Here is a 17,919-nt window from a genome sequence, read left to right on the forward strand (position 1 = left end):
TCGTCCAGGTTCGCAAGCCAGATCCCGCCTGTCACAGGCCGGAGTTAGGCTCATGATCGTGACCTACCTTGCCTCGGATGACCGCTACGACACCATGACCTACCGGCGCAGCGGCCGCAGCGGCCTTCGGCTGCCCGCCGTCTCCCTCGGCCTGTGGCACAACTTCGGCCCGGACCGTCCGTTCGAACGGCAGCGCGACATCATCCGGCGCGCCTTCGACCTGGGCGTCACCCACTTCGACCTGGCCAACAACTACGGCCCGCCGCCCGGCGCCGCGGAGGAGAACTTCGGCCGGCTGCTCGCCACCGACCTCAGGTCGCACCGGGACGAGCTGGTCATCTCCAGCAAGGCCGGCTACCTCATGTGGCCCGGCCCGTACGGCGAGTGGGGCTCGCGCAAGAACCTGATCTCGTCACTGGACCAGTCGCTGGGCCGGTTGGGCCTGGACTACGTCGACATCTTCTACTCCCACCGGTTCGACCCGGAGACCCCGCTGGAGGAGACGATGGGCGCGCTGGACGCCATCGTCCGCTCCGGCAAGGCGCTCTACGTCGGGATCTCCAACTACGACTCCGCGCAGACCGCCCAGGCCGCCGCGATCCTCCGCGAGCTGGGCACGCCGCTGCTGATCAACCAGCCGTCCTACTCGATGCTCAACCGGTGGACCGAGGCCAACGGTCTGCTCGACACGCTCGAAGAGGTCGGCGCCGGCTGCATCGCGTTCAGCCCGTTGGCCCAGGGCCTGCTGACCGACCGTTACCTGGGCGGCATTCCGGCCGACTCGCGGGTACGCACCAGCGTCTTCCTCAACGAGAGCGACCTCAGCGAGGAGAAGTTGGCCACCATTCGTGGGCTCGGCGCGGTCGCCGAGCGGCGCGACCAGTCCCTCGCACAGCTCGCGCTGGCCTGGGCGCTGCGCGATCCGCGGATGACCAGCCTGATCATCGGCGCGAGCAGCGTCGAGCAGTTGGAGACCAACATCGGCGCTCTGTCCAACCTCGACTTCAGCACCGAGGAGTTGGCCGAGATCGACCGACTTCTGGGTTGAGCGCCGTCGGGCCGCCGGCGGCCCGGGTCACCAGATCCGGCGCCGCCCGGCCCGGTGGTTGCGCACCCCGCACGGCCGGCCGACCGGCGGGCCGGTGCTGCGCCGCCGCCGGCTCGCGCCGACCAGCAGTGCCAGGATCAGCACGACGGCGGCGCCGGCCAGCACCGGCCACCGGCCGCCGAGGTCGGTCACCGACGCCACCGGCACGCCCGGGTCGGCCGCCGCCTCCACCGCCGGCCGCGCGCTCGCCTTCCCCACCGCAGGGGTACGCGGAGCAGCGCTGCCACCCTTCGTCGGTGCGGCTCGGCCCGAGGCACCGGCGCCGGAGCGCGACGCCGAACCGAACACCACGTCCGAGCAGGAGTAGTAGGTGTCCGGCGTGCTCGAGTTCTGCCAGATCGTATAGATCAGGTGGCGGCCGTCCCGGCCCGCCGGCAGCCGACCCGGCAACTGGTACGCCCCGGCCCGCACCTGCGGGTCGGTCAGCGTCAAGAATGGGCGGGCGTCCAGATCTGCCCAGGTCAGCGGCTTGCGAGGGTCGTAGCCCGGCCGGGTGACGTAGAGCCGGAACGTGCCTCGGTGCTCGATGGTGGTCCGGTACCGGAAGGTGAACCGGGCCCCGGCGGTCAGCTCCGTGGCCGGCCAGTCGGTGCGGGGCAGGTCCAGCCCCCGGTACGCGGACAGCCCACCGCTGCACAGTTCCCCGTCCGGAATCCGCTCCCGGTCCCGACCGTTGACCGCCGACACCCGGACGTTGTCCCATTCGCGGACCGCGGCACCCACCTCGACGGCTGCCCGGCAGGCGCTGGTGGCCGCGTACCGGCCCTCGGGTCCGCAGGCCGCCGCTCTGCTGACCGGGTCGGTCGGTGCGCCGTGCGCGGCGGCGGGCGTGGCGGCCACCGGCACGGTCGCCACGGCGACCAGCACGGCGGCGAACACTCGGCGCACGATCATGGCGTGACCTCCCGCGCAGTGGTACGTGCGCGGTTCGCCAAAGGTTCGATGCGCGGCCCGGCGCCGGCAGGTCGGTCAGGGCTCGACTTCCAGGTGCTCGTCCACCATCTGCAGCAGAGCGCTGGTGGCGGCGCTGATGGTCCGGTGCGTCGCCGTTGCCACGTGCAGTGACCACTCCAGTGACTGGTCGGTGACGGGAAGGGCCTTGCAGTGCGGGCTGTTCGGCACCGCCCGGGTCGGCAGGATCGTGACCCCCAGACCGTGCAGGGCGAAGGTCGCCGCCACCGTCACGTCGGTCACCTCCATGGCGATCGTCCGTTCCACGCCGGCCGCGAGAAAGGCCCGATCGGTGGCCGCCCGGTTCGCGTAGCCGACCGGGTAGTCGATGAAGCTCTCGCCGGTCAGCTCCGCCAGGGTGACGGTGTCCTGCCGGGCCAGCCGGTGACCGGCGGGCACGACCAGCACCTGCGGCAACCGGACCAGTTCACGGGTACTCAGCTGCGGAAAGGGACGGCCCCCGACCCCGAGGAAGGCGACGTCCAGTTCACCATCGACAAGTGAGCGGGCCAGCCCGGCGGAGCCGTCCCAGGTGGCAGCCCGCAGACGCAGGATGACCCGCGGATGGGCGGCGTGGAAGTGGCCCAGCAGTCCCGCGAAGTCGATCCCGCCGACTCCGGTGAGCGAACCGACCGCCAGCGTTCCGATCAGCTCGTCGCCCACCTCGTGGACCGCGTCCCGGGCCGCCTGTGCCGCGTCGAGGGTGGCCCGGGCCCGTGGCAGGAGCGCCTCCCCGGCAGCGGTCAGAACGACCCGTTGCGCGCTGCGCTCGAAGAGCACCACCCGCAGCTCACGTTCCAGCGCGGCGATCGCCGCCGACACCGCCGACTGGACGACGTGCAGTCGGGTCGCCGCCCGGGTGAAGCTGCGCTCGCCCGCGACGGCGACGAAATACTGCAGATGCCTGAGCTCCACCCGCCAAAGATGCCACGGCCCGGTCCCGTACCGCGCTCAGCCGGTGGCTCAGATGGCGCCGCCGTTGGCGAACAGCACCTGACCGTTGATCCATCGTGCCGGACCCGCCAGGAAGGCGACCACCTCGGCGATGTCGGCCGGCGTGCCCAGCCGCTCCATTGGCGGTTCGGCGGCGATCCGGGCGACGAGCTGCTCGTCCTTACCCTCGAAGAACAGGTCGGTGGCGATCGGGCCGGGCGCCACCGTGTTCACGGTGACGTCGCGTCCCCGCAGCTCACGGGCCAGGATCAGGGTGATCGCCTCCACGCCGCCCTTGGTCGCGGCGTAGGCGGCGTATCCGGGCCGGGCGAACCGGGTGATCGAGCTGGAGATGTTGACGATCGAGCCGCCGGAGCGTACCCGGCGGGCGGCCTGCTGGTTGACGACGAAGGTGCCGCGCAGATTCACCCGCAGGACCCGGTCCAGCGCCGCGAGATCGAAGTCGACCACGGGCTTCACCGGCATGACGCCGGCCACGTTCACGACGACGTCCACCCCGCCGAACTCGCGCTCGGCGACGTCGAACAACTCCGCGACGGCGTTCTCGTCGGCAACGTCGCCCTGATAGGCGACCGCCCTGCCGCCGGCTGCGGTGACCGCCGCGACCGCGGCGTCCGCCTCGACCGTGTTGCTCGCGTAGTTCACGACGACCGCGTGGCCGTCCGCCGCCAGACGCTCGACGATCTCGCGTCCCATGCCGCGGGAACCGCCGGTCACAATTGCCACACGCTGTGCACTGGTCATCGCAGTTCGCTCCCTGATCTGCCTGTAGCCCGTCGGATTTCAGCCTGGCCCGGGAGCCACATCGGCGACAACGAATCATGGAGATGGCCACCATCAGTGCCGTTGATGGTCAACGGCCAGCCGCGGATCAGCCGCCCCCGCGTACTCCTTCCGGGGTGAGGACGACCTGCCAGGCACCGGTGAGGTGTTCGGGAACCGCCTCGACGGTCACCGGGTCGCCGGCGCGCAGGTCGAGGCCGAACTCGCGCTTCCACCCGCCGTCCCGATCCCCGTACATCCCGTTACCGCCTCTCGTGTAGTCCCACCACTCGGCGGTCGTGATCTGCACTCCGTTCACGCTGAGGTGGAGCAGGCCGGGCGTCTGGGCGACCATGTCGATCGAGCCCATCGTCTTCCAGGTCACCGTCTGCCGAACGGGTCGCGTCGGATCGGCCGGGTCCGATCGGAGAATGACGGCCTGCGGGCACGCCGCCTCGGTGCAACCGGCGGGAAAGGCCTGGTCCAGCGGACCGAGTGCCGCTGGTCGGGGAGGCAGTGGGTACCGGTCGAACGGGACCCGCTCACCGATCGCGAGCCCGAACGCGCCGACGGCCGGGATCGGCACCTGGACGTCACCCGCCTCCGCCGAGCCGGCGCGCTTCGCCCTCGTGATCGTCATGACGAACGTGGCGGGCCTACCGACCGCGACGTCCATGTCCTTCCAGCCCCGCGGCCGGAGCGCCCCGGCGCAGGTTCCTCCGGAGAAGTCATGTCCGTTGACGGTGAGCGCCATCTCCAGCACCACCTCTTCTCCGGCGCTGTCGCAGCGTGAGAAGACGACGAGATCGAGCGTGGTGGGCACGACCGTCACCTCGACGCGGCGCTCCGGCAGCGCCGCCGACTTCGCGGCCACGACGCGGGCGCCGTTGGCGTACTCCGGGAAACCCTCGATGGTGCGTACCCGCGGCGGGGTGTCCACCGGGGCGGGCGCGAGGTCCGCGCGGAGCCCGGACACGACGGCGGTCGCGGCGATACCGGCCAGGGCGACCACCGCGCAGGTGGCCCAGGTCGCGATCCGCCGGCGCCGACGCGCGAGCACCTTGGCCTGTACGCCGTGCAGCCGCAGGTGGTGCATGACGTGCTCCGCCGAGTCGTCGGAACGTTCCTCGAGCACCCGCTGGAGGTCGACCAGATTCATCGCAGCATCCCTTCCGGCGCCAGCGTCTCGTCGAGGCGGAGCCTGGCCAGTGCCCGGCTGGCCTGACTCTTGACGGTGCCGACCGAGCAGCCGAGGGTTTCGGAGATCTCGGCTTCCGAGAGGTCCTCGAAGTAGCGCAGCACCAGCACGGCGCGCTGTCGGCGGGGCAGGCGGCCCAGCGCCCGCCAGAGCCGGTCCCGGTCGTCGATGCTGGTCTGCGGGTCGGCAACGGCGGCTGCCTCGGGAAGGTCGGCGGTGGGCAGCTCACCTCGCCACCTGCGCCGCCAGGACGAGGCGTACGCGTTCACGAGGATTCGCCGCACGTACGGCTCCGGGTCACCGTCGATGCGTCGCCACGCCTCCCACGCCCGCGCCAGAGCGGTCTGCAGGAGGTCCTCGGCCGATGCCCAGTCACCGGTGAGCAGGAACGCGGTGCGCAGCAACCGCCGGGAGCGGGTCACGACGAAGTCGTCGAAGCCCTCCGGTACGACCATGTGCAGCCCCTTCGCCCAGTCCGTCGCACAGTAGTACCGGCTGAAACGTGGATAGGTTGCCTGCCGCCGTGCACCTCGACGGCTTTCCGACTCCCCGCCGCACGCCGGCGCGTGCCCTGCCGGTGCAGCTCGGCGGACGGTCGGAGGCAGGGCAACTGTGCGACCTGGACCTTGAATTCGGCCATCATCGAACATATGTTCGGGTGATGACGCCCGCTCAGAGTTGCCGTCCTCAAGACCGGCCGGGATGGTCGAGCCGGGAAGGCAGGTCAGGGCCTACGATCGTGCCCATGGACACGGCGACTATTGAGCGGGCCTCCCTGGTCGCGCTGCTTCGCCGCCCGCAGGCCCGCTGGTCGGAGTCCGCCCTCGAGATCCAGGAGAACGGCAGCGCCAGGGCGGTCCTCGGCCGTACGATCGGCCATTCCGACACGCTCTTCGCGGACGCGGATTCAGCCACGGCGTTGGTCAGCGCTGCCGCCACCGAGATCGCCGGCTGGAAGGCGGATGGAATCGGTGTCCATGCCTTCTTCGACGACGCATACCCAGCCCAGCTGCTCGGCATCCGGGAGATGCCGCCACTCCTGTTCAGCAGAGGTGATCTACGGGTTCACGACCGGGGTGTGGCCGTCGTTGGCAGCCGCAGGGCAAGCGACGAGGGGCTACGGATCGCCCGAGCCGTCGCCACCACGCTGGCCGTACGCGGGGTGACCGTGGTCAGCGGGCTCGCCGCCGGCATCGACACCGCCGCACACTCGGCCGCGCTGACGGCCGGCGGGCGTACTGTCGCCGTCATCGGCACCGGGATCCGCCGCTACTACCCGCCGGCGAACCAGCACCTACAGGACCACATCGCCGAGGTCGGGCTCGTTATCTCCCAGTTCTGGCCTGATGCGCCACCGAGCCGACAGAGCTTCCCGATGCGCAATGCCGTGATGAGCGGATACGCAGTCGCGACGGTCGTCGTTGAAGCAGGCGAGACCAGCGGAGCGCGGATCCAGGCTCGGCTCGCCCTCCAGCACGGCCGGCCGGTCGTCCTCACGAGCCAGGTGATGCAGTGCGACTGGGCCAAGACGTTCGCCGAAAACCCCGGGGTCTACGTCGTTCATGGCACCGCACAGCTGCTGGAGGCCGTCGACGACATCCTGAGCTACCAGCCCACCGAACCCGGCCTGGAGAACTTCCCTGACTTCGCCCTCCGCTGACCACCGCTGGAACATCATCCGCCGGTACGTCGAGGTCCAGCGCGGCTACCTACGCAACCCACTCTCGGCGTACCCGTGGGTCTGCCCCACCTGCCGAGGCGTACGAAGCGACGGCTACTCGCTCTGCTTTCGCTGTCAGTCCCATTTCACCCGGTCCGAGGGCTTCCTCGCTGACCTCGTACTACCGATCTCCTACTCGCCGCGCACGTCGCAACACCACTACAACCTCCGGACATACAAGGGCACTACCAGGTCCGAGCAGGCCCAGCGGAGCCTGCTCGCCCTCCTGCTGCTCTTCCTGCGCGACCATCTCTCCTGTGTGGCGGTCCGCACCGGTGCGCCGCCGACGCACGCCATCACCGTCCCGAGCACCCGGAGCCGGGCCGGTGCCCATCCGCTCGCCGACCTCGTCGGCGAGCGGCTCGGGCTGCCCTGGATCACCAGCGCGGTCAACCCGAGCTACGGCCCTGACGATCACGACTTCCATGCTGACTGGTTCACACCATTCATGCCCACGTCCCGCCTCCCCGTCCATGTGCTGGTCCTGGAAGACACCTGGACGACGGGGGCCCGGACCCAGTCCCTGGCGCACGCGCTGAAGGTCGCCGGTGCCACCACCGTGGCCGCCGTCGTCCTCGGCCGCCACGTGGATCCAACCTATGCGCCGGCCAGGCAACTGCTCACTGCGATTGCCGACCCGCTCTTCGACACCAGTCGCTGCACAGCTGAGGGCTAATCAGGATCACATCCGCCAACCGGTGCCCCAGATGCGGGGCTTGGAGTGCACGCTCCAGAGAACGAATCAGCGACCCGGTCGATGACTCGACCAGGCCGCTGACCTCGCATCACAAGGGTGGAGCCGAGGGGACTCGAACCCCTGACCCCCACACTGCCAGTGTGGTGCGCTACCAGCTGCGCCACGGCCCCTTGCCTTACCCGGTCGCCCGGGCACTGGGAAACTATACACATCCCGGCCGGCATGGTCATCTCGCGGGGGTCGCCGCCCGGCCGGGCTCAGTTGAGCGCCACGTCCGGCGGGAAGTGGGCCACGGCGGCCATCATCCCGCCCTGCCGACGCAGCACCATCGGCCACAGATCGTCCGGCCGGTCGACGAAGGCGTCACCGGGCAGCGCATCCAGCAGGAACCATGAGCCGTCGGCGATCTCCTGCTCCAGCTGCCCGCTGCCCCAGCCGGAGTAGCCGGCGAAGACCCGGATGCCGCCGATGCTCTCCCGCAGCCGCTCCGGGTCGACCGAGAGGTCGATCGTGCCGACCGCCCCGGAGACCTGGTGGAAGCCCTTGAGCCGGCGCAGCGGGTGCCGCATCCGGGCCAGGCAGATGGCCGAGTCGGGCTGCACCGGGCCGCCCTCGAAGAGCACCGCCGGGTGGCGGGCCAGGTCGCTCCAGTCGCCGAGCACTTCGGCGACCGGCACCTCGGTGGCCCGGTTCAGCACCACGCCGAGCGCGCCGCCCGGCTCGTGGGCAACCAGCAGCACCACCGTACGGTCGAAGTTCGGATCCTTGAGCGACGGAGTCGCGACCAGCAGTCGCCCGGTCATCGACTCCATCGCGCGTCCGCCGATCGCCTGGCCCTCTCCCTGCATCCCACACACCCGTCAACCGTGAGCCCACGCCGGGGATCCGTCATTCACCGGATCCGCACGGTGCACCGGGTTCAGCCGCGCTGTCAACGCCATGTCTGGCACCATAGCCTGCGCTCCCGGTGCTGGCTAAGGTCTGACCGGCGGGTGATCGGACAGTTAAGACGGAGGGTCGATGGCACCGACGGCGGAGCTCGCAGTGATCGGCGGATCGGGCCTGTACGCCCTCCTCGACGGCACGGCTCATGAGCTGGACACCCCGTACGGACCGCCGTCGGATGCGGTAACCATCGCCGAGGTGGCCGGGCGGCGGGTGGCCTTCCTGCCCCGGCACGGCCGCGACCACCGATACCCGCCACACCTGATCCCGTACCGGGCCAATCTCTGGGCGCTGCGCTCCCTCGGCGTACGCCAGGTGTTCGCCCCGTGCGCGGTCGGTGGGCTCCGCCCTGAGCTGGGCCCCGGCACGTTCGTGGTGCCGGACCAGTTGATCGACCGGACCAGTGGGCGGGCGCAGACCTACTACGACCGCGGTGCGGTGCACGTGCCGTTCGCCGACCCGTACTGCCCCAGCGGGCGGCGGGCGCTGCTCACCGCCGCCGCACGCCGGGACGTCACCGCCGTCGACGGCGGGACGGTGGTGGTGGTGGAGGGTCCACGCTTCTCCACCCGCGCGGAGTCCCGCTGGTTCGCCTCGATCGGCGGCATGGTGGTCAACATGACCGGCCACCCCGAGGCGGTGCTCGCCCGCGAGCTGGCCCTGTGTTACTCGTCGATCGCGTTGATCACCGACCTGGACGCCGGGTTGCGGGCCGGCGAGTCGGTGACCCAGGACGAGGTGTTCCGGGTTTTCGCGGCCAATACCGACAGGTTGCGAGACGTGCTGCTGGACGCGGTGGCCGCGCTGCCCACCACCCGGGACTGCGGGTGCGCCCGGGCGCTGGACGGCATCAACCTGCCCTTTGCGCTGCCCTGAGTGGGCGCGGGCGCGGTCTGCCGTGGCGGGCCAGGCCACCGACGCCCAGGAAACGCCCGAAACGCCCGTGACATCCCGATAGATTCGGTTGATCGGGAGGGCGACCACGGTCGCTCCTGCCCGCGACACCGAGGCAGGCGGCGATGGCAACGGTCCGGGACGCGACGTACGACGTGCTCCGCACCCTCGGCATGACCACCATCTTCGGCAACCCCGGCTCCACCGAGGAGCCGTTCCTGCGGGACTTCCCGGCCGACTTCCACTACGTCCACGCACTGCACGAGGCGACGGCGGTCGCGATGGCGGACGGGTACGCCCAGGCCAGCGGCGCTCCCGCGCACGTCAACCTGCACACCGCCCCGGGCACCGGCAACGGCATGGGCAACCTGGTCACCGCCTGGCACAACAAGACTCCACTCATTGTCACCGCCGGTCAGCAGACCCGGGAGATGCTGCTGCTCGAACCTCGGCTGACCAGTCGTCGGGCCGCCGAACTCCCCCAGCCGTACGTCAAGTGGGGCTACGAGCCGGTCCGCGCGCAGGACATCCCGGCGGCGCTGATGCGCGCGTACGCGACGGCGGTGCAACCGCCGGCCGGGCCGGTCTTTCTCTCCCTGCCGATGGACGACTGGGCGCAGCCGGCCGACCCGCCACCCGCGCAGCGCTCGGTGGCCACCCGGTTCGCGCCGGACCCAGAGCGGTTGGACGAGTTCGTCCGGGTGCTGACTGGCAGCCGCAACCCGGCCCTGGTGTTCGGGCCGGGCGTGGACCGGTCCGGGAGTTGGGCGGAGGCGGTCACGCTGGCCGAGCGGCTGGCGGCACCGGTGTGGTCCGCCCCCGCTCCGGAACGGGGCGTGTTCCCGGAGGACCACCCGTCCTTCCGTGGCGTGTTGCCGTTCGCGATCGGACCGCTGGCCGAGGCGCTGAGCGGGCACGACACCATCCTGGTGATCGGCGCGCCGGTGTTCCGCTACTACCCGTACGTGCCGGGCGAGCACCTGCCCGCCGGCGCCCGGCTGCTGCACGTCACGGACGACCCGGACGAGGCCGCCCGCGCACCGGTCGGGGACAGTCTGCTCGGCGACCCCGGACTGACCCTGGTCGCACTGGTCGAGCGGGTGCCGCGGGCCGACCGGCCCGCACCGCCGCCCCGGGACCGGATGACCCCGCCGGAGGTCACCGCGCCGCTGAGCGCCGACGCCCTGTTCGCCGCGCTGGCCGAACACTGGCCGGCGGACGGCGTGCTGGTCCAGGAGTCACCGTCCAACCTGTCCGCGCTGCGCCGCCGGTTGCGCCTCAACCGGCCGGCGTCGTACTTCACGATGGCCAGCGGTGGTCTCGGCTACGGCCTACCGGCCGCGATCGGCGTGGCGCTGGCCGAGCGGGACACCGGGCGCGGCAGGCCGGTGGTGGCGGTGGTCGGCGACGGCTCGTTCCACTACTCGGTGCAGGCCCTGTGGACGGCCGCACGCCTGTCCCTGCCCGTCGTGGTGATCGTCCCGGTCAACCGGCAGTACGCGATCCTCAAGGCGTTCGCCGCGCTGAAGGAGACGCCCGGGGTGCCCGGTCTGGATCTGCCGGGGCTCGACATCACCGCGATCGCGACCGGCTACGGCTGCGCCACCGAGGTGGTGGAGACCCCCGACCAGCTCGCCGCGGCGCTCGCCGCCGGGCTGAGCGCCGACCGTCCCACCGTGCTGCCGGTGCCGATCAGCACCGAGGTGCCCAGCATCCTCTGACCCGCGGCCACGGGGGTACGTACCTCGTTCAGCGCGGGGCGATCGACAGCGGCGCACCGGTCGAGACGTCCAGCACCGGCCGGGCGCCCAGTGGCGCGGCCAGGGTGACGGTGACCGGCTCCAGTTTGAGCAGGGCTATGCAGTCGCCGGTGGGCCGGGTGACCGCGCCGCCGACCACCACCACGTCCGGCCGTTCCACGACCAACGGGGTGATCCCGGTGTCGCAGGCACCGACACCGAGCCGGACGGTCAGCCGCGCGCCGTCGACCGCCGCCAGATCCTGGGCGGCCACCAGCCCGTCCGCCAACGGCCGGGCCGGCGCGGTGGGCTCGGGGACCGGCGTGACCGCCGTCGGCGCGACGGCGAGCCTGGCCACCGGCGTGGTCAACTCCTCGATGGTGAACAGCCAGGCCGGGACCTGCGCCTCGCCCCGGCTAGTCCGTACCGGCACCGCGCCGAGCGTGACCCCGGTGACGGTCAGCGCACGGCAGCCGGTCTCGGTGGCGCCGCTGCTGGCCCAGCCGTCCGGCCCGGGCTCGACGCTGGGGCCGGCGGTCGGCGGTCCGGGTCGTTTCGGCCGTCCCGGGCAGGGCAGCGGATCGCCCTGGTCGAGCTGCCGGTACGCCTCGGCCGCGCTGACCAGCGGCAGGGTCAGCCGTCCGTCCGGAAACCGGATCTCCCCGCCGACGCGGGTGGGCGGGATCGCGACCTGCTCGCGGTACCAGCCGGCCGAGAAGGCGGCCTCCGTTTCCGCCGTGAAGCCCGGGTCACCGGCGAGGATGGTCGGCCCCTGCAACGGGACGTACCCGGTGCGCCAGTCGGGGCCGGGCCGCCACGCCTCGGCGACCTCGGCGGCCCGCTGATCGAACGCCTCTCGGCGGTGGTCCGGGGCGGTGAAGCCGTCAGCCGGGCCGGAGCCGGTCACGGCACAGCCGGCGGCGAGCACCAGCAGGGGCAGGACGAGCAGCGGAACCGGTCGGCGCATGCTCCTTCGACGCGCTCACCGACGCCCCGGTTCCCCGGGCCACCGGCAGCCCGCTCAGGTCTCACCACCCAGATCCGTCTGGTACGCCTGCCACAGCAGGTCGGCGCCGCTGCCGCGCCAGCGTACGCAGCAGGTGCCCGGCCCGGCCGCGCAGCTCATTCGGGCGGCCCCCGGCGAAGCCCTGCCCGACCGGGCCCAGCCGGACCAGCACGCGCCCGCGCCAACGGGGCGCGGTCGACGCCACGGCGACGACCCTTGCGAGCGCGTGCAGGTCACCGGCGAGCCCGGCCGGGCGGGGGTCACCGGGCAGCCCGGTGGGGTGCTGGCCGGCGGGGAGACCGGCCGGACGCGGTAGCGCGGCGGACCGCCGGACGACGAGAAACGGCTGCTGGACCGGACCGGTGACCATGGGCACCTCCCGCGCTGCGTTGCTACCGCATACCGCGATGGTGAACCGGCCGGTCCGCCCTGTCCAGGGCCCCGGGACGCCTCATCTGCCCCAGCGTTCGCAATCGTCACCCCTGCCCCACCAGCTGCCCGGCAGCGCCTGTTCAGCGCCCCAAGGGGTGCTCCGCCAGACGGCACAGGCCGGCGGCGACGGCGTGGGCGTCGCCGTCCCGTCCGTGCAGCGGTCGGCCAGTGGTGATCGCGGCCGCGAGCGCCCGCAGCTCGGACGGGGGCAGGGTCGCCAGGCCCATGCCGCCCAGGGGGAGGGTGATCCGCCGCCCGCTGTCGGGGGCGACGGCCACGATGGCCGGAGTACGGTGCCCGTCCGCCCGCCCGTCGTCACCCGCCTCCCGGTACGGCATCGTCGCGGCGTCGACCCGTGCGGTGGCAAGGTCGACCGTGCGGCTGCCGAACGCGCCACGCACCCGCAGGCGGCTGCCGTCCAGCCAGGCCGCCGTGCGGAGCACTCTCAGCACCAGATAGACACTGAGCACGGCGAACGGCAGCCCGCACAGGCCCACGAGCCGGCCGGGCCCGCCCTGGTCCCAGCTGCTGCTGCCGGAATCCTGCAGCCCGGGCGGCAGCATTCCCGGCGGCAGGTCCCGTGCCCCCTCGTAGGTGGTGAACGCGTCGCCCGGCCCGGTCAGCCGGCGCAGCAGCCCGTCGGCGACCAGGGGCAGCGCCACGAACGCCACGCCAACGGCCGCGAACAGGACGCCGACGACCACCGAGAAGATGCGCTGACCCGGCGACGCGCCGACCGACAGGCGCAGTTCCTCGTTCGTCACAGCGGCAGCGTAGAGGAGCCTCGGTCGGAGGCGGGCCACTGGTCGAGCCGGATACGACGATGCGCCCCGGCCGGTGGGCCGGGGCGCATCGCTGTTCGAGGTGGTGGAGGTGCCGGGAATCGAACCCGGGTCCTTCGCCGGTTTGTCAGGGCTTCTCCGAGCGCAGCTCGCTGTGCCTCTACTCGGCCCCACCGCTCACGCGAGCAAGTTGGTGTGACGGGCCCAGTCGCTGATTTATCTCGCCGCACGGACCCCGCGACCGGGTCCGATTGGCCAGCCCTCTAACTGATGCCGGCTACTGGGACGAAGGCGTTCCCAGGCCGACAGACTTAGCTACTCGCCTCAGGCGGCGAGAGCGAAGTCAGCGCGATTGCTCTTGGCGCTTATAAGTTTCCGACGACCGATTCTCGAGACGACGTCGGCTTCCTCGGCTCGCTTCCCCTGTCGCTGCGTACGAAGTCGAAACCAGTCACCCCCTCGACGGGCCGCCGATGTGGCGACACTGACAAGACTAACGCCTGCCGCAACAGGTTTCATCCCGAGGCCCGGGCCGGCGCGCCGACCGGGACAAACAGGATTTCTCAGTCGTCCATGCCCTTGCCACGCCGGCCCGAGACCCGGGCGATCTCCCGGTCCGCATCCCGCTTGGCGAGGTCCTGGCGCTTGTCGTACGACTTCTTGCCCTTGGCCAGGGCGATCTCCACCTTGGCCCAGCCGTCGGAGAAGTAGACCTGCAACGGAACGATGGTCAGACCGCCCTCGCGGGTCTTGCCGAGCAGCCGGTCGATCTCGCCCCGATTGAGCAACAGCTTGCGCGTACGCCGGGGCTCGTGGTTGGTCCAGGTGCCCTGGGTGTACTCCGGGATGTGCATCGCGTGCAGGTACAACTCGCCGTTGCGCTCCTGGGCGAACGCGTCCACCAGCGACGCGCGCCCGGCCCGCAGCGACTTGACCTCGGTGCCGGTCAACGCCATGCCCGCCTCGTACGTGTCGAGGATCGCGTAGTCGTGGCGCGCCTTCTTGTTGGAGGCGACCACCTTGCGCCCCTTCTCCCGTGGCATCGGTGCCACCCCCTCTCCTCCGACGTCCGGTGCCGGGGTCACCCCGGTCGGACAACCGATCATGCTACCCGAATGACAAGGACCCTCCCGCGCCGTTTATTTCCGGCGTGCGGGAGGGTCCCCAGGAAGGACGGGACGGCCCGTACGGTGCCTAGACCCGCAGGTAGAAGCGCAGGGTGATCCAGGCGGTGCCCGCGCTGATCAGACCACCGACGCCGGCCATCAGCGGGAAGACGAACAGGATGTCGCCCCAACTGATCGGCGAGAGCAGACCCTCCAGAGCCTTGAGCGACCCGTCGAAGAGCAGATACTTCGCGCCGATCAACGCGACGAGGCCCAGCAGTGAACCGATCAGGCCGGCGACCACCGCCTCCAGCACGAACGGCGCCTGGATGAACCAGTTGGACGCGCCGACCAGCTTCATCACCGCCACCTCGCGTCGCTTGCTGTAGGCGGCGACCTGGATGGTGTTCGCGACCAGCAGCAGGGCGGCGATCGCCATCACGATGGCGGCGGCCAACGCGATGTTCTGGATCGAGGTGAGGATGTTGAAGATCTTGTCCAGTAGTCGGCTCTGGTCGACGATCTCGTCGACACCCTCGGTTTCCTTGTACTGGTCGTAGATGTTCTTGTACTGCTGGGGATCGTTCAGCGTCACCCGGAACGACGGTGGAAGGCTGTCGGCCTTGACCGCGCTGATCAGATCCGGAGCGTCCTGGAACATCTCCTGGAAGCGCTTGTACGCCTCGGCCTTGTCGACGTAGACGACATCCTTGACGAGCGGGTCGGAGTCGAGCTTCGCGTTCACCTGGGTGCGCTGCTCGTCCGTGACGTCCGTCTTCAGGAAGATCGAGACCTGAATGTTCTTGTAGTACAGGTCCTTCATGTCGTCGACCTTGAGATACATCAGGCCGCTGGCGCCCAACATGGTCAACGAGACCGCCATCGTGATGATCATCGCGATGGACATGGTCACGTTGCGCCACAGTCCGACCAGTACCTCGGACAGGACGTATTTCACGCGCATCGGGATTTCCTCCGGGTCTCCGGCATGAGGTGTTCGTCGTCAGGCTGCGCAGGGGTGGAGCGCCGGCTCACCCGTAGACGCCGCGGGCCTGGTCACGGACGATGCGACCGCTCTCGATCTCGACGACGCGGCGGCGCATCTGGTTCACGATGTTGGAGTCGTGGGTGACCATCACGACGGTCGTGCCGGTGCGGTTGATCCGGTCCAGCAGGCGCATGATCTCGATCGAGGTGTCCGGGTCCAGGTTTCCGGTCGGCTCGTCGGCCAGCAGGATCAGTGGACGGTTCACGAATGCCCGGGCGACGGCGACCCGCTGCTGCTCACCACCGGAGAGCTCGTGCGGGTAGCGGTGCTCCTTGCCGCCGAGCCCGACCAACTCCAGCACCTCGGGCACGACCCGACGGGCAACCGCCTTGGTCTTGCCGATCACCTCGAGGGCGAACGCCACGTTCTCGTACGCGGTGCGGTTCGGAAGCAGCCGGAAGTCCTGGAAGACGCAGCCGATCGAACGCCGGAAGTGGGGTCGCTTCCAGGAACGCATCGAGGTGACGTCCTTGCCGTTGACCACGACGCGCCCCTTGTTGGGGGCGACCTCGTGCAGCAGCATTTTGATGATCGTGGACTTGCCGGAGCCGGATGGACCGATGAAGAAGACGAACTCGCCCTTCTCGATCGAGACGGACACGTTGTCGAGCGAAGGCCGGGACGCCTTCGGGTACGTCTTCGTCACTTGCTCAAGCTGAATCACGGGTGGTGAGTCTACGCGGTGTAACAACTGAGCCAAGCCCCACGCCCCGTAGAACCGGCGCGCGTCGTCCAATCAGGCTTCTACCTGGAGATCGATGACGCGCTCCGCCCGCGTGTCGTCACGCACCGTCGCCGGCGAGCTGGCGCTGCTTGCGCCACCGGATACCGGCTTCGATGAAGCTGTCCAACTCGCCGTCGAAGACCGAGGTCGGATTGCCGGTCTCCTGCTCGGTTCGGAGATCCTTCACCATCTGATAGGGGTGCAGGACGTAGGACCGCATCTGGTCCCCCCACGAGCCGGCGGCGTTCTCCTTCAGGCCCTCCAGCTTGGCCTGCTCCTCCTGGCGCTTGCGCTCCAGCAGCCGGGCCTGGAGCACCCGCAGCGCGGACGCCTTGTTCTGCAGCTGGGACTTCTCGTTCTGGCAGGTCACCACGATGCCGGTCGGGATGTGGGTGAGCCGCACCGCCGAGTCGGTGGTGTTGACGCTCTGCCCGCCCGGGCCGGAGGAGCGGTACACGTCGACCCGCACCTCGTTCTCCGGAATGTCGATGTGGTCGGTCTGCTCGGTGACCGGCAGCACCTCCACGCCCGCGAAGCTGGTCTGCCGGCGGCCCTGGTTGTCGAACGGGCTGATCCGTACCAGCCGGTGGGTGCCCGACTCGACGCTCAACGTGCCGTACGCGTAGGGCACCTTCACCGCGAAGGTGGCCGACTTCAGGCCCGCCTCCTCGGCGTACGAGGTCTCGTAGACCTCCGTCGGGTAGCCGTGCCGCTCCGCCCAGCGCAGGTACATCCGCAACAGCATCTCGGCGAAGTCCGCCGCGTCCACGCCACCCGCACCGGCCCGGATGGCGACCAGCGCCTCCCGCGAGTCGTACTCACCGGAGAGCAGGGTGCGGACCTCCATCTCCTGGATGGCCTTGGTCAGCCCGGTGATCTCCGCTTCGACCTCGGTAAGCACGCCCGGGTCGGATTCGGCCTCGGCCAGTTCCAGCAGCACCTGGGCGTCGTCGAGCCGGGACCGCAGGCTGCCCAGCTTGCTGATCTCGCCGTTGACGTACGACAGCTGTGAGGTCACCTGCTGGGCCTTGGCCTGGTCGTCCCACAGATCGGGGGCGGACGCCTCCTGCTCGAGCCGGGCCTTGTCCTCGTGCAGACGGTCAAGGTTGAGGACGGCCTCGATGTTTCGCAGGGTCGCGTCGAGTTCCTTGAGCTGTTCGGCGTAATCGGCAGCGGTCACGACAGGTAAGCGTACTGCGTGAGCGGGGAGTGAGCTTGCGAGCCCCGCAGGTCGCGCCGAACCGGCACCGTCACCCGACGGGAGCGCTCTTCAGCCACGTCAGCGCCGCCTTGTGGTAGGCCACGGCGAACTCCAGCGCGCTGGCGTCGTACGTCTCGCCGTCCCGTTTGGCGTTCTTGACCTGCTCCCGCACCTGAGCCAGGGCCTCGGTGTGGTATTCGTTGGCGGAGGCGTACAGGCCCTTCAGCTGGCTGGCGGAGTGCAGCTCGCCGAAGGCCATCCGCAGCGCTATCGGGTTGCGGATGGTGTCCCGACCCGGGTTCTCCGTCAACCAGCGGGAGAACGTCCGTTTTCCGCTGGCGGTGAGCGAGTAGGGCTGGCTCATCCGCGGCCCCGGCTTGCCGAGCCGCACGAACCCTCGCTCGGCCAGCACCGGCAACTCGCGGTAGACCTGGCTGCGGGTCATCGACCAGTACGGCGCCAACCGGCGCTCCGCGGCGGCCATCAGCTGACCGCCTGTCATCGGGCCCTCATGGAGCAGCCCGAGAAGGGCCGCCGCCGTAGGGTTGACTCCAGAATCCGCCATGCCCACCACGCTGCCACTTTGCGCCCGTGGCGTCCAGGATTTGGCGGTTTGCCACCCGACAGGTCTTCCTATGTGCACTGTCGGCGA

The 17,919-nt window shown here is 70.5% G+C and carries 19 protein-coding genes, 1 tRNA gene and 1 other RNA gene; 5 read left to right on the forward strand and 16 right to left on the reverse strand.

What is annotated here, in order from left to right:
* Positions 1-52: 52 nt before the first annotated feature.
* Positions 53-1,048, forward strand: a complete 996-nt coding sequence (mgrA, locus tag ACLJN9_RS03935; protein ID WP_410809626.1) for an L-glyceraldehyde 3-phosphate reductase — start codon at positions 53-55, stop codon at positions 1,046-1,048.
* Positions 1,049-1,075: 27 nt separating this feature from the next.
* Here mgrA and ACLJN9_RS03940 read toward each other — a convergent pair whose 3' ends face one another.
* The 5 genes from ACLJN9_RS03940 to ACLJN9_RS03960 all read right to left on the reverse strand — a co-directional run bounded on the left by ACLJN9_RS03940 (position 1,076) and on the right by ACLJN9_RS03960 (position 5,428).
* Complete coding sequence (locus tag ACLJN9_RS03940; protein WP_410809627.1) at positions 1,076-2,002, reverse strand: lytic polysaccharide monooxygenase; 927 nt, start codon at positions 2,000-2,002, stop codon at positions 1,076-1,078.
* A 75-nt stretch (positions 2,003-2,077) separates the two neighbouring features.
* On the reverse strand, positions 2,078-2,974 hold the full coding sequence (locus ACLJN9_RS03945; protein WP_410809628.1) for a LysR family transcriptional regulator: 897 nt from the start codon (positions 2,972-2,974) through the stop codon (positions 2,078-2,080).
* A gap of 48 nt (positions 2,975-3,022) precedes the next feature.
* Positions 3,023-3,757 (reverse strand): SDR family oxidoreductase, encoded by a 735-nt coding sequence (locus ACLJN9_RS03950; RefSeq protein ID WP_410809629.1) that lies wholly within the window; start codon positions 3,755-3,757, stop codon positions 3,023-3,025.
* A gap of 127 nt (positions 3,758-3,884) precedes the next feature.
* Complete coding sequence (locus ACLJN9_RS03955; protein ID WP_410809630.1) at positions 3,885-4,934, reverse strand: hypothetical protein; 1,050 nt, start codon at positions 4,932-4,934, stop codon at positions 3,885-3,887.
* The gene (locus ACLJN9_RS03960) at positions 4,931-5,428 is read right to left on the reverse strand and encodes a SigE family RNA polymerase sigma factor (protein WP_410809631.1); all 498 of its coding nucleotides are present in this window, start codon (positions 5,426-5,428) and stop codon (positions 4,931-4,933) included. Before ACLJN9_RS03960 ends, ACLJN9_RS03955 begins: the two co-directional genes overlap by 4 nt.
* A gap of 290 nt (positions 5,429-5,718) precedes the next feature.
* Between ACLJN9_RS03960 and ACLJN9_RS03965 the strand changes: the two genes are divergently transcribed.
* On the forward strand, positions 5,719-6,633 hold the full coding sequence (locus tag ACLJN9_RS03965) for a DNA-processing protein DprA (RefSeq protein ID WP_410809632.1): 915 nt from the start codon (positions 5,719-5,721) through the stop codon (positions 6,631-6,633).
* A 319-nt stretch (positions 6,634-6,952) separates the two neighbouring features.
* Positions 6,953-7,369, forward strand: a complete 417-nt coding sequence (locus ACLJN9_RS03970) for a hypothetical protein (protein WP_410809633.1) — start codon at positions 6,953-6,955, stop codon at positions 7,367-7,369.
* A 118-nt stretch (positions 7,370-7,487) separates the two neighbouring features.
* Here the strand turns inward: ACLJN9_RS03970 and ACLJN9_RS03975 are convergent.
* Positions 7,488-7,560, reverse strand: a tRNA-Ala gene (locus tag ACLJN9_RS03975).
* Positions 7,561-7,647: 87 nt separating this feature from the next.
* Positions 7,648-8,238 carry a YqgE/AlgH family protein gene (locus ACLJN9_RS03980; protein ID WP_410809634.1) on the reverse strand — a complete coding sequence of 197 codons (591 nt, stop codon included), beginning with the start codon at positions 8,236-8,238 and terminating at the stop codon, positions 7,648-7,650.
* A gap of 172 nt (positions 8,239-8,410) precedes the next feature.
* On the opposite strand from ACLJN9_RS03980, the gene ACLJN9_RS03985 reads away from it, so the two are divergent.
* Both ACLJN9_RS03985 and mdlC read left to right on the forward strand, forming a co-directional pair.
* Positions 8,411-9,211, forward strand: coding sequence for an S-methyl-5'-thioadenosine phosphorylase (locus tag ACLJN9_RS03985; RefSeq protein ID WP_410809635.1), 801 nt, complete (start codon positions 8,411-8,413; stop codon positions 9,209-9,211).
* 143 nt (positions 9,212-9,354) lie between these two features.
* Positions 9,355-10,950 carry a benzoylformate decarboxylase gene (gene mdlC, locus ACLJN9_RS03990; protein WP_410809636.1) on the forward strand — a complete coding sequence of 532 codons (1,596 nt, stop codon included), beginning with the start codon at positions 9,355-9,357 and terminating at the stop codon, positions 10,948-10,950.
* A 28-nt stretch (positions 10,951-10,978) separates the two neighbouring features.
* Here mdlC and ACLJN9_RS03995 read toward each other — a convergent pair whose 3' ends face one another.
* The 9 genes from ACLJN9_RS03995 to ACLJN9_RS04035 all read right to left on the reverse strand — a co-directional run bounded on the left by ACLJN9_RS03995 (position 10,979) and on the right by ACLJN9_RS04035 (position 17,832).
* The gene (locus ACLJN9_RS03995) at positions 10,979-11,935 is read right to left on the reverse strand and encodes a hypothetical protein (protein ID WP_410809637.1); all 957 of its coding nucleotides are present in this window, start codon (positions 11,933-11,935) and stop codon (positions 10,979-10,981) included.
* Positions 11,936-11,996: 61 nt separating this feature from the next.
* On the reverse strand, positions 11,997-12,344 hold the full coding sequence (locus ACLJN9_RS04000) for a hypothetical protein (protein ID WP_410809638.1): 348 nt from the start codon (positions 12,342-12,344) through the stop codon (positions 11,997-11,999).
* Positions 12,345-12,486: 142 nt separating this feature from the next.
* The gene (locus ACLJN9_RS04005; RefSeq protein ID WP_410809639.1) at positions 12,487-13,170 is read right to left on the reverse strand and encodes a hypothetical protein; all 684 of its coding nucleotides are present in this window, start codon (positions 13,168-13,170) and stop codon (positions 12,487-12,489) included.
* 101 nt (positions 13,171-13,271) lie between these two features.
* Positions 13,272-13,647: a transfer-messenger RNA gene (gene ssrA, locus ACLJN9_RS04010) on the reverse strand.
* 104 nt (positions 13,648-13,751) lie between these two features.
* A complete protein-coding gene (gene smpB, locus ACLJN9_RS04015; protein ID WP_410810186.1) occupies positions 13,752-14,231 on the reverse strand; it encodes an SsrA-binding protein SmpB in 480 nt (159 codons plus the stop codon).
* A 151-nt stretch (positions 14,232-14,382) separates the two neighbouring features.
* Complete coding sequence (gene ftsX / locus ACLJN9_RS04020) at positions 14,383-15,258, reverse strand: permease-like cell division protein FtsX (protein WP_410809640.1); 876 nt, start codon at positions 15,256-15,258, stop codon at positions 14,383-14,385.
* Between the two features lie 67 nt (positions 15,259-15,325).
* Positions 15,326-16,006 carry a cell division ATP-binding protein FtsE gene (gene ftsE, locus ACLJN9_RS04025; protein WP_030331491.1) on the reverse strand — a complete coding sequence of 227 codons (681 nt, stop codon included), beginning with the start codon at positions 16,004-16,006 and terminating at the stop codon, positions 15,326-15,328.
* 118 nt (positions 16,007-16,124) lie between these two features.
* Positions 16,125-17,246 carry a peptide chain release factor 2 gene (prfB, locus tag ACLJN9_RS04030; protein ID WP_410809641.1) on the reverse strand — a complete coding sequence of 374 codons (1,122 nt, stop codon included), beginning with the start codon at positions 17,244-17,246 and terminating at the stop codon, positions 16,125-16,127.
* 70 nt (positions 17,247-17,316) lie between these two features.
* Positions 17,317-17,832 (reverse strand): PadR family transcriptional regulator, encoded by a 516-nt coding sequence (locus tag ACLJN9_RS04035; RefSeq protein WP_410809643.1) that lies wholly within the window; start codon positions 17,830-17,832, stop codon positions 17,317-17,319.
* Positions 17,833-17,919 lie beyond the last annotated feature (87 nt).

The sequence above is a fragment of the Micromonospora sp. 067-2 genome, assembly GCF_046549295.1.
Classification (GTDB): domain Bacteria; phylum Actinomycetota; class Actinomycetes; order Mycobacteriales; family Micromonosporaceae; genus Micromonospora.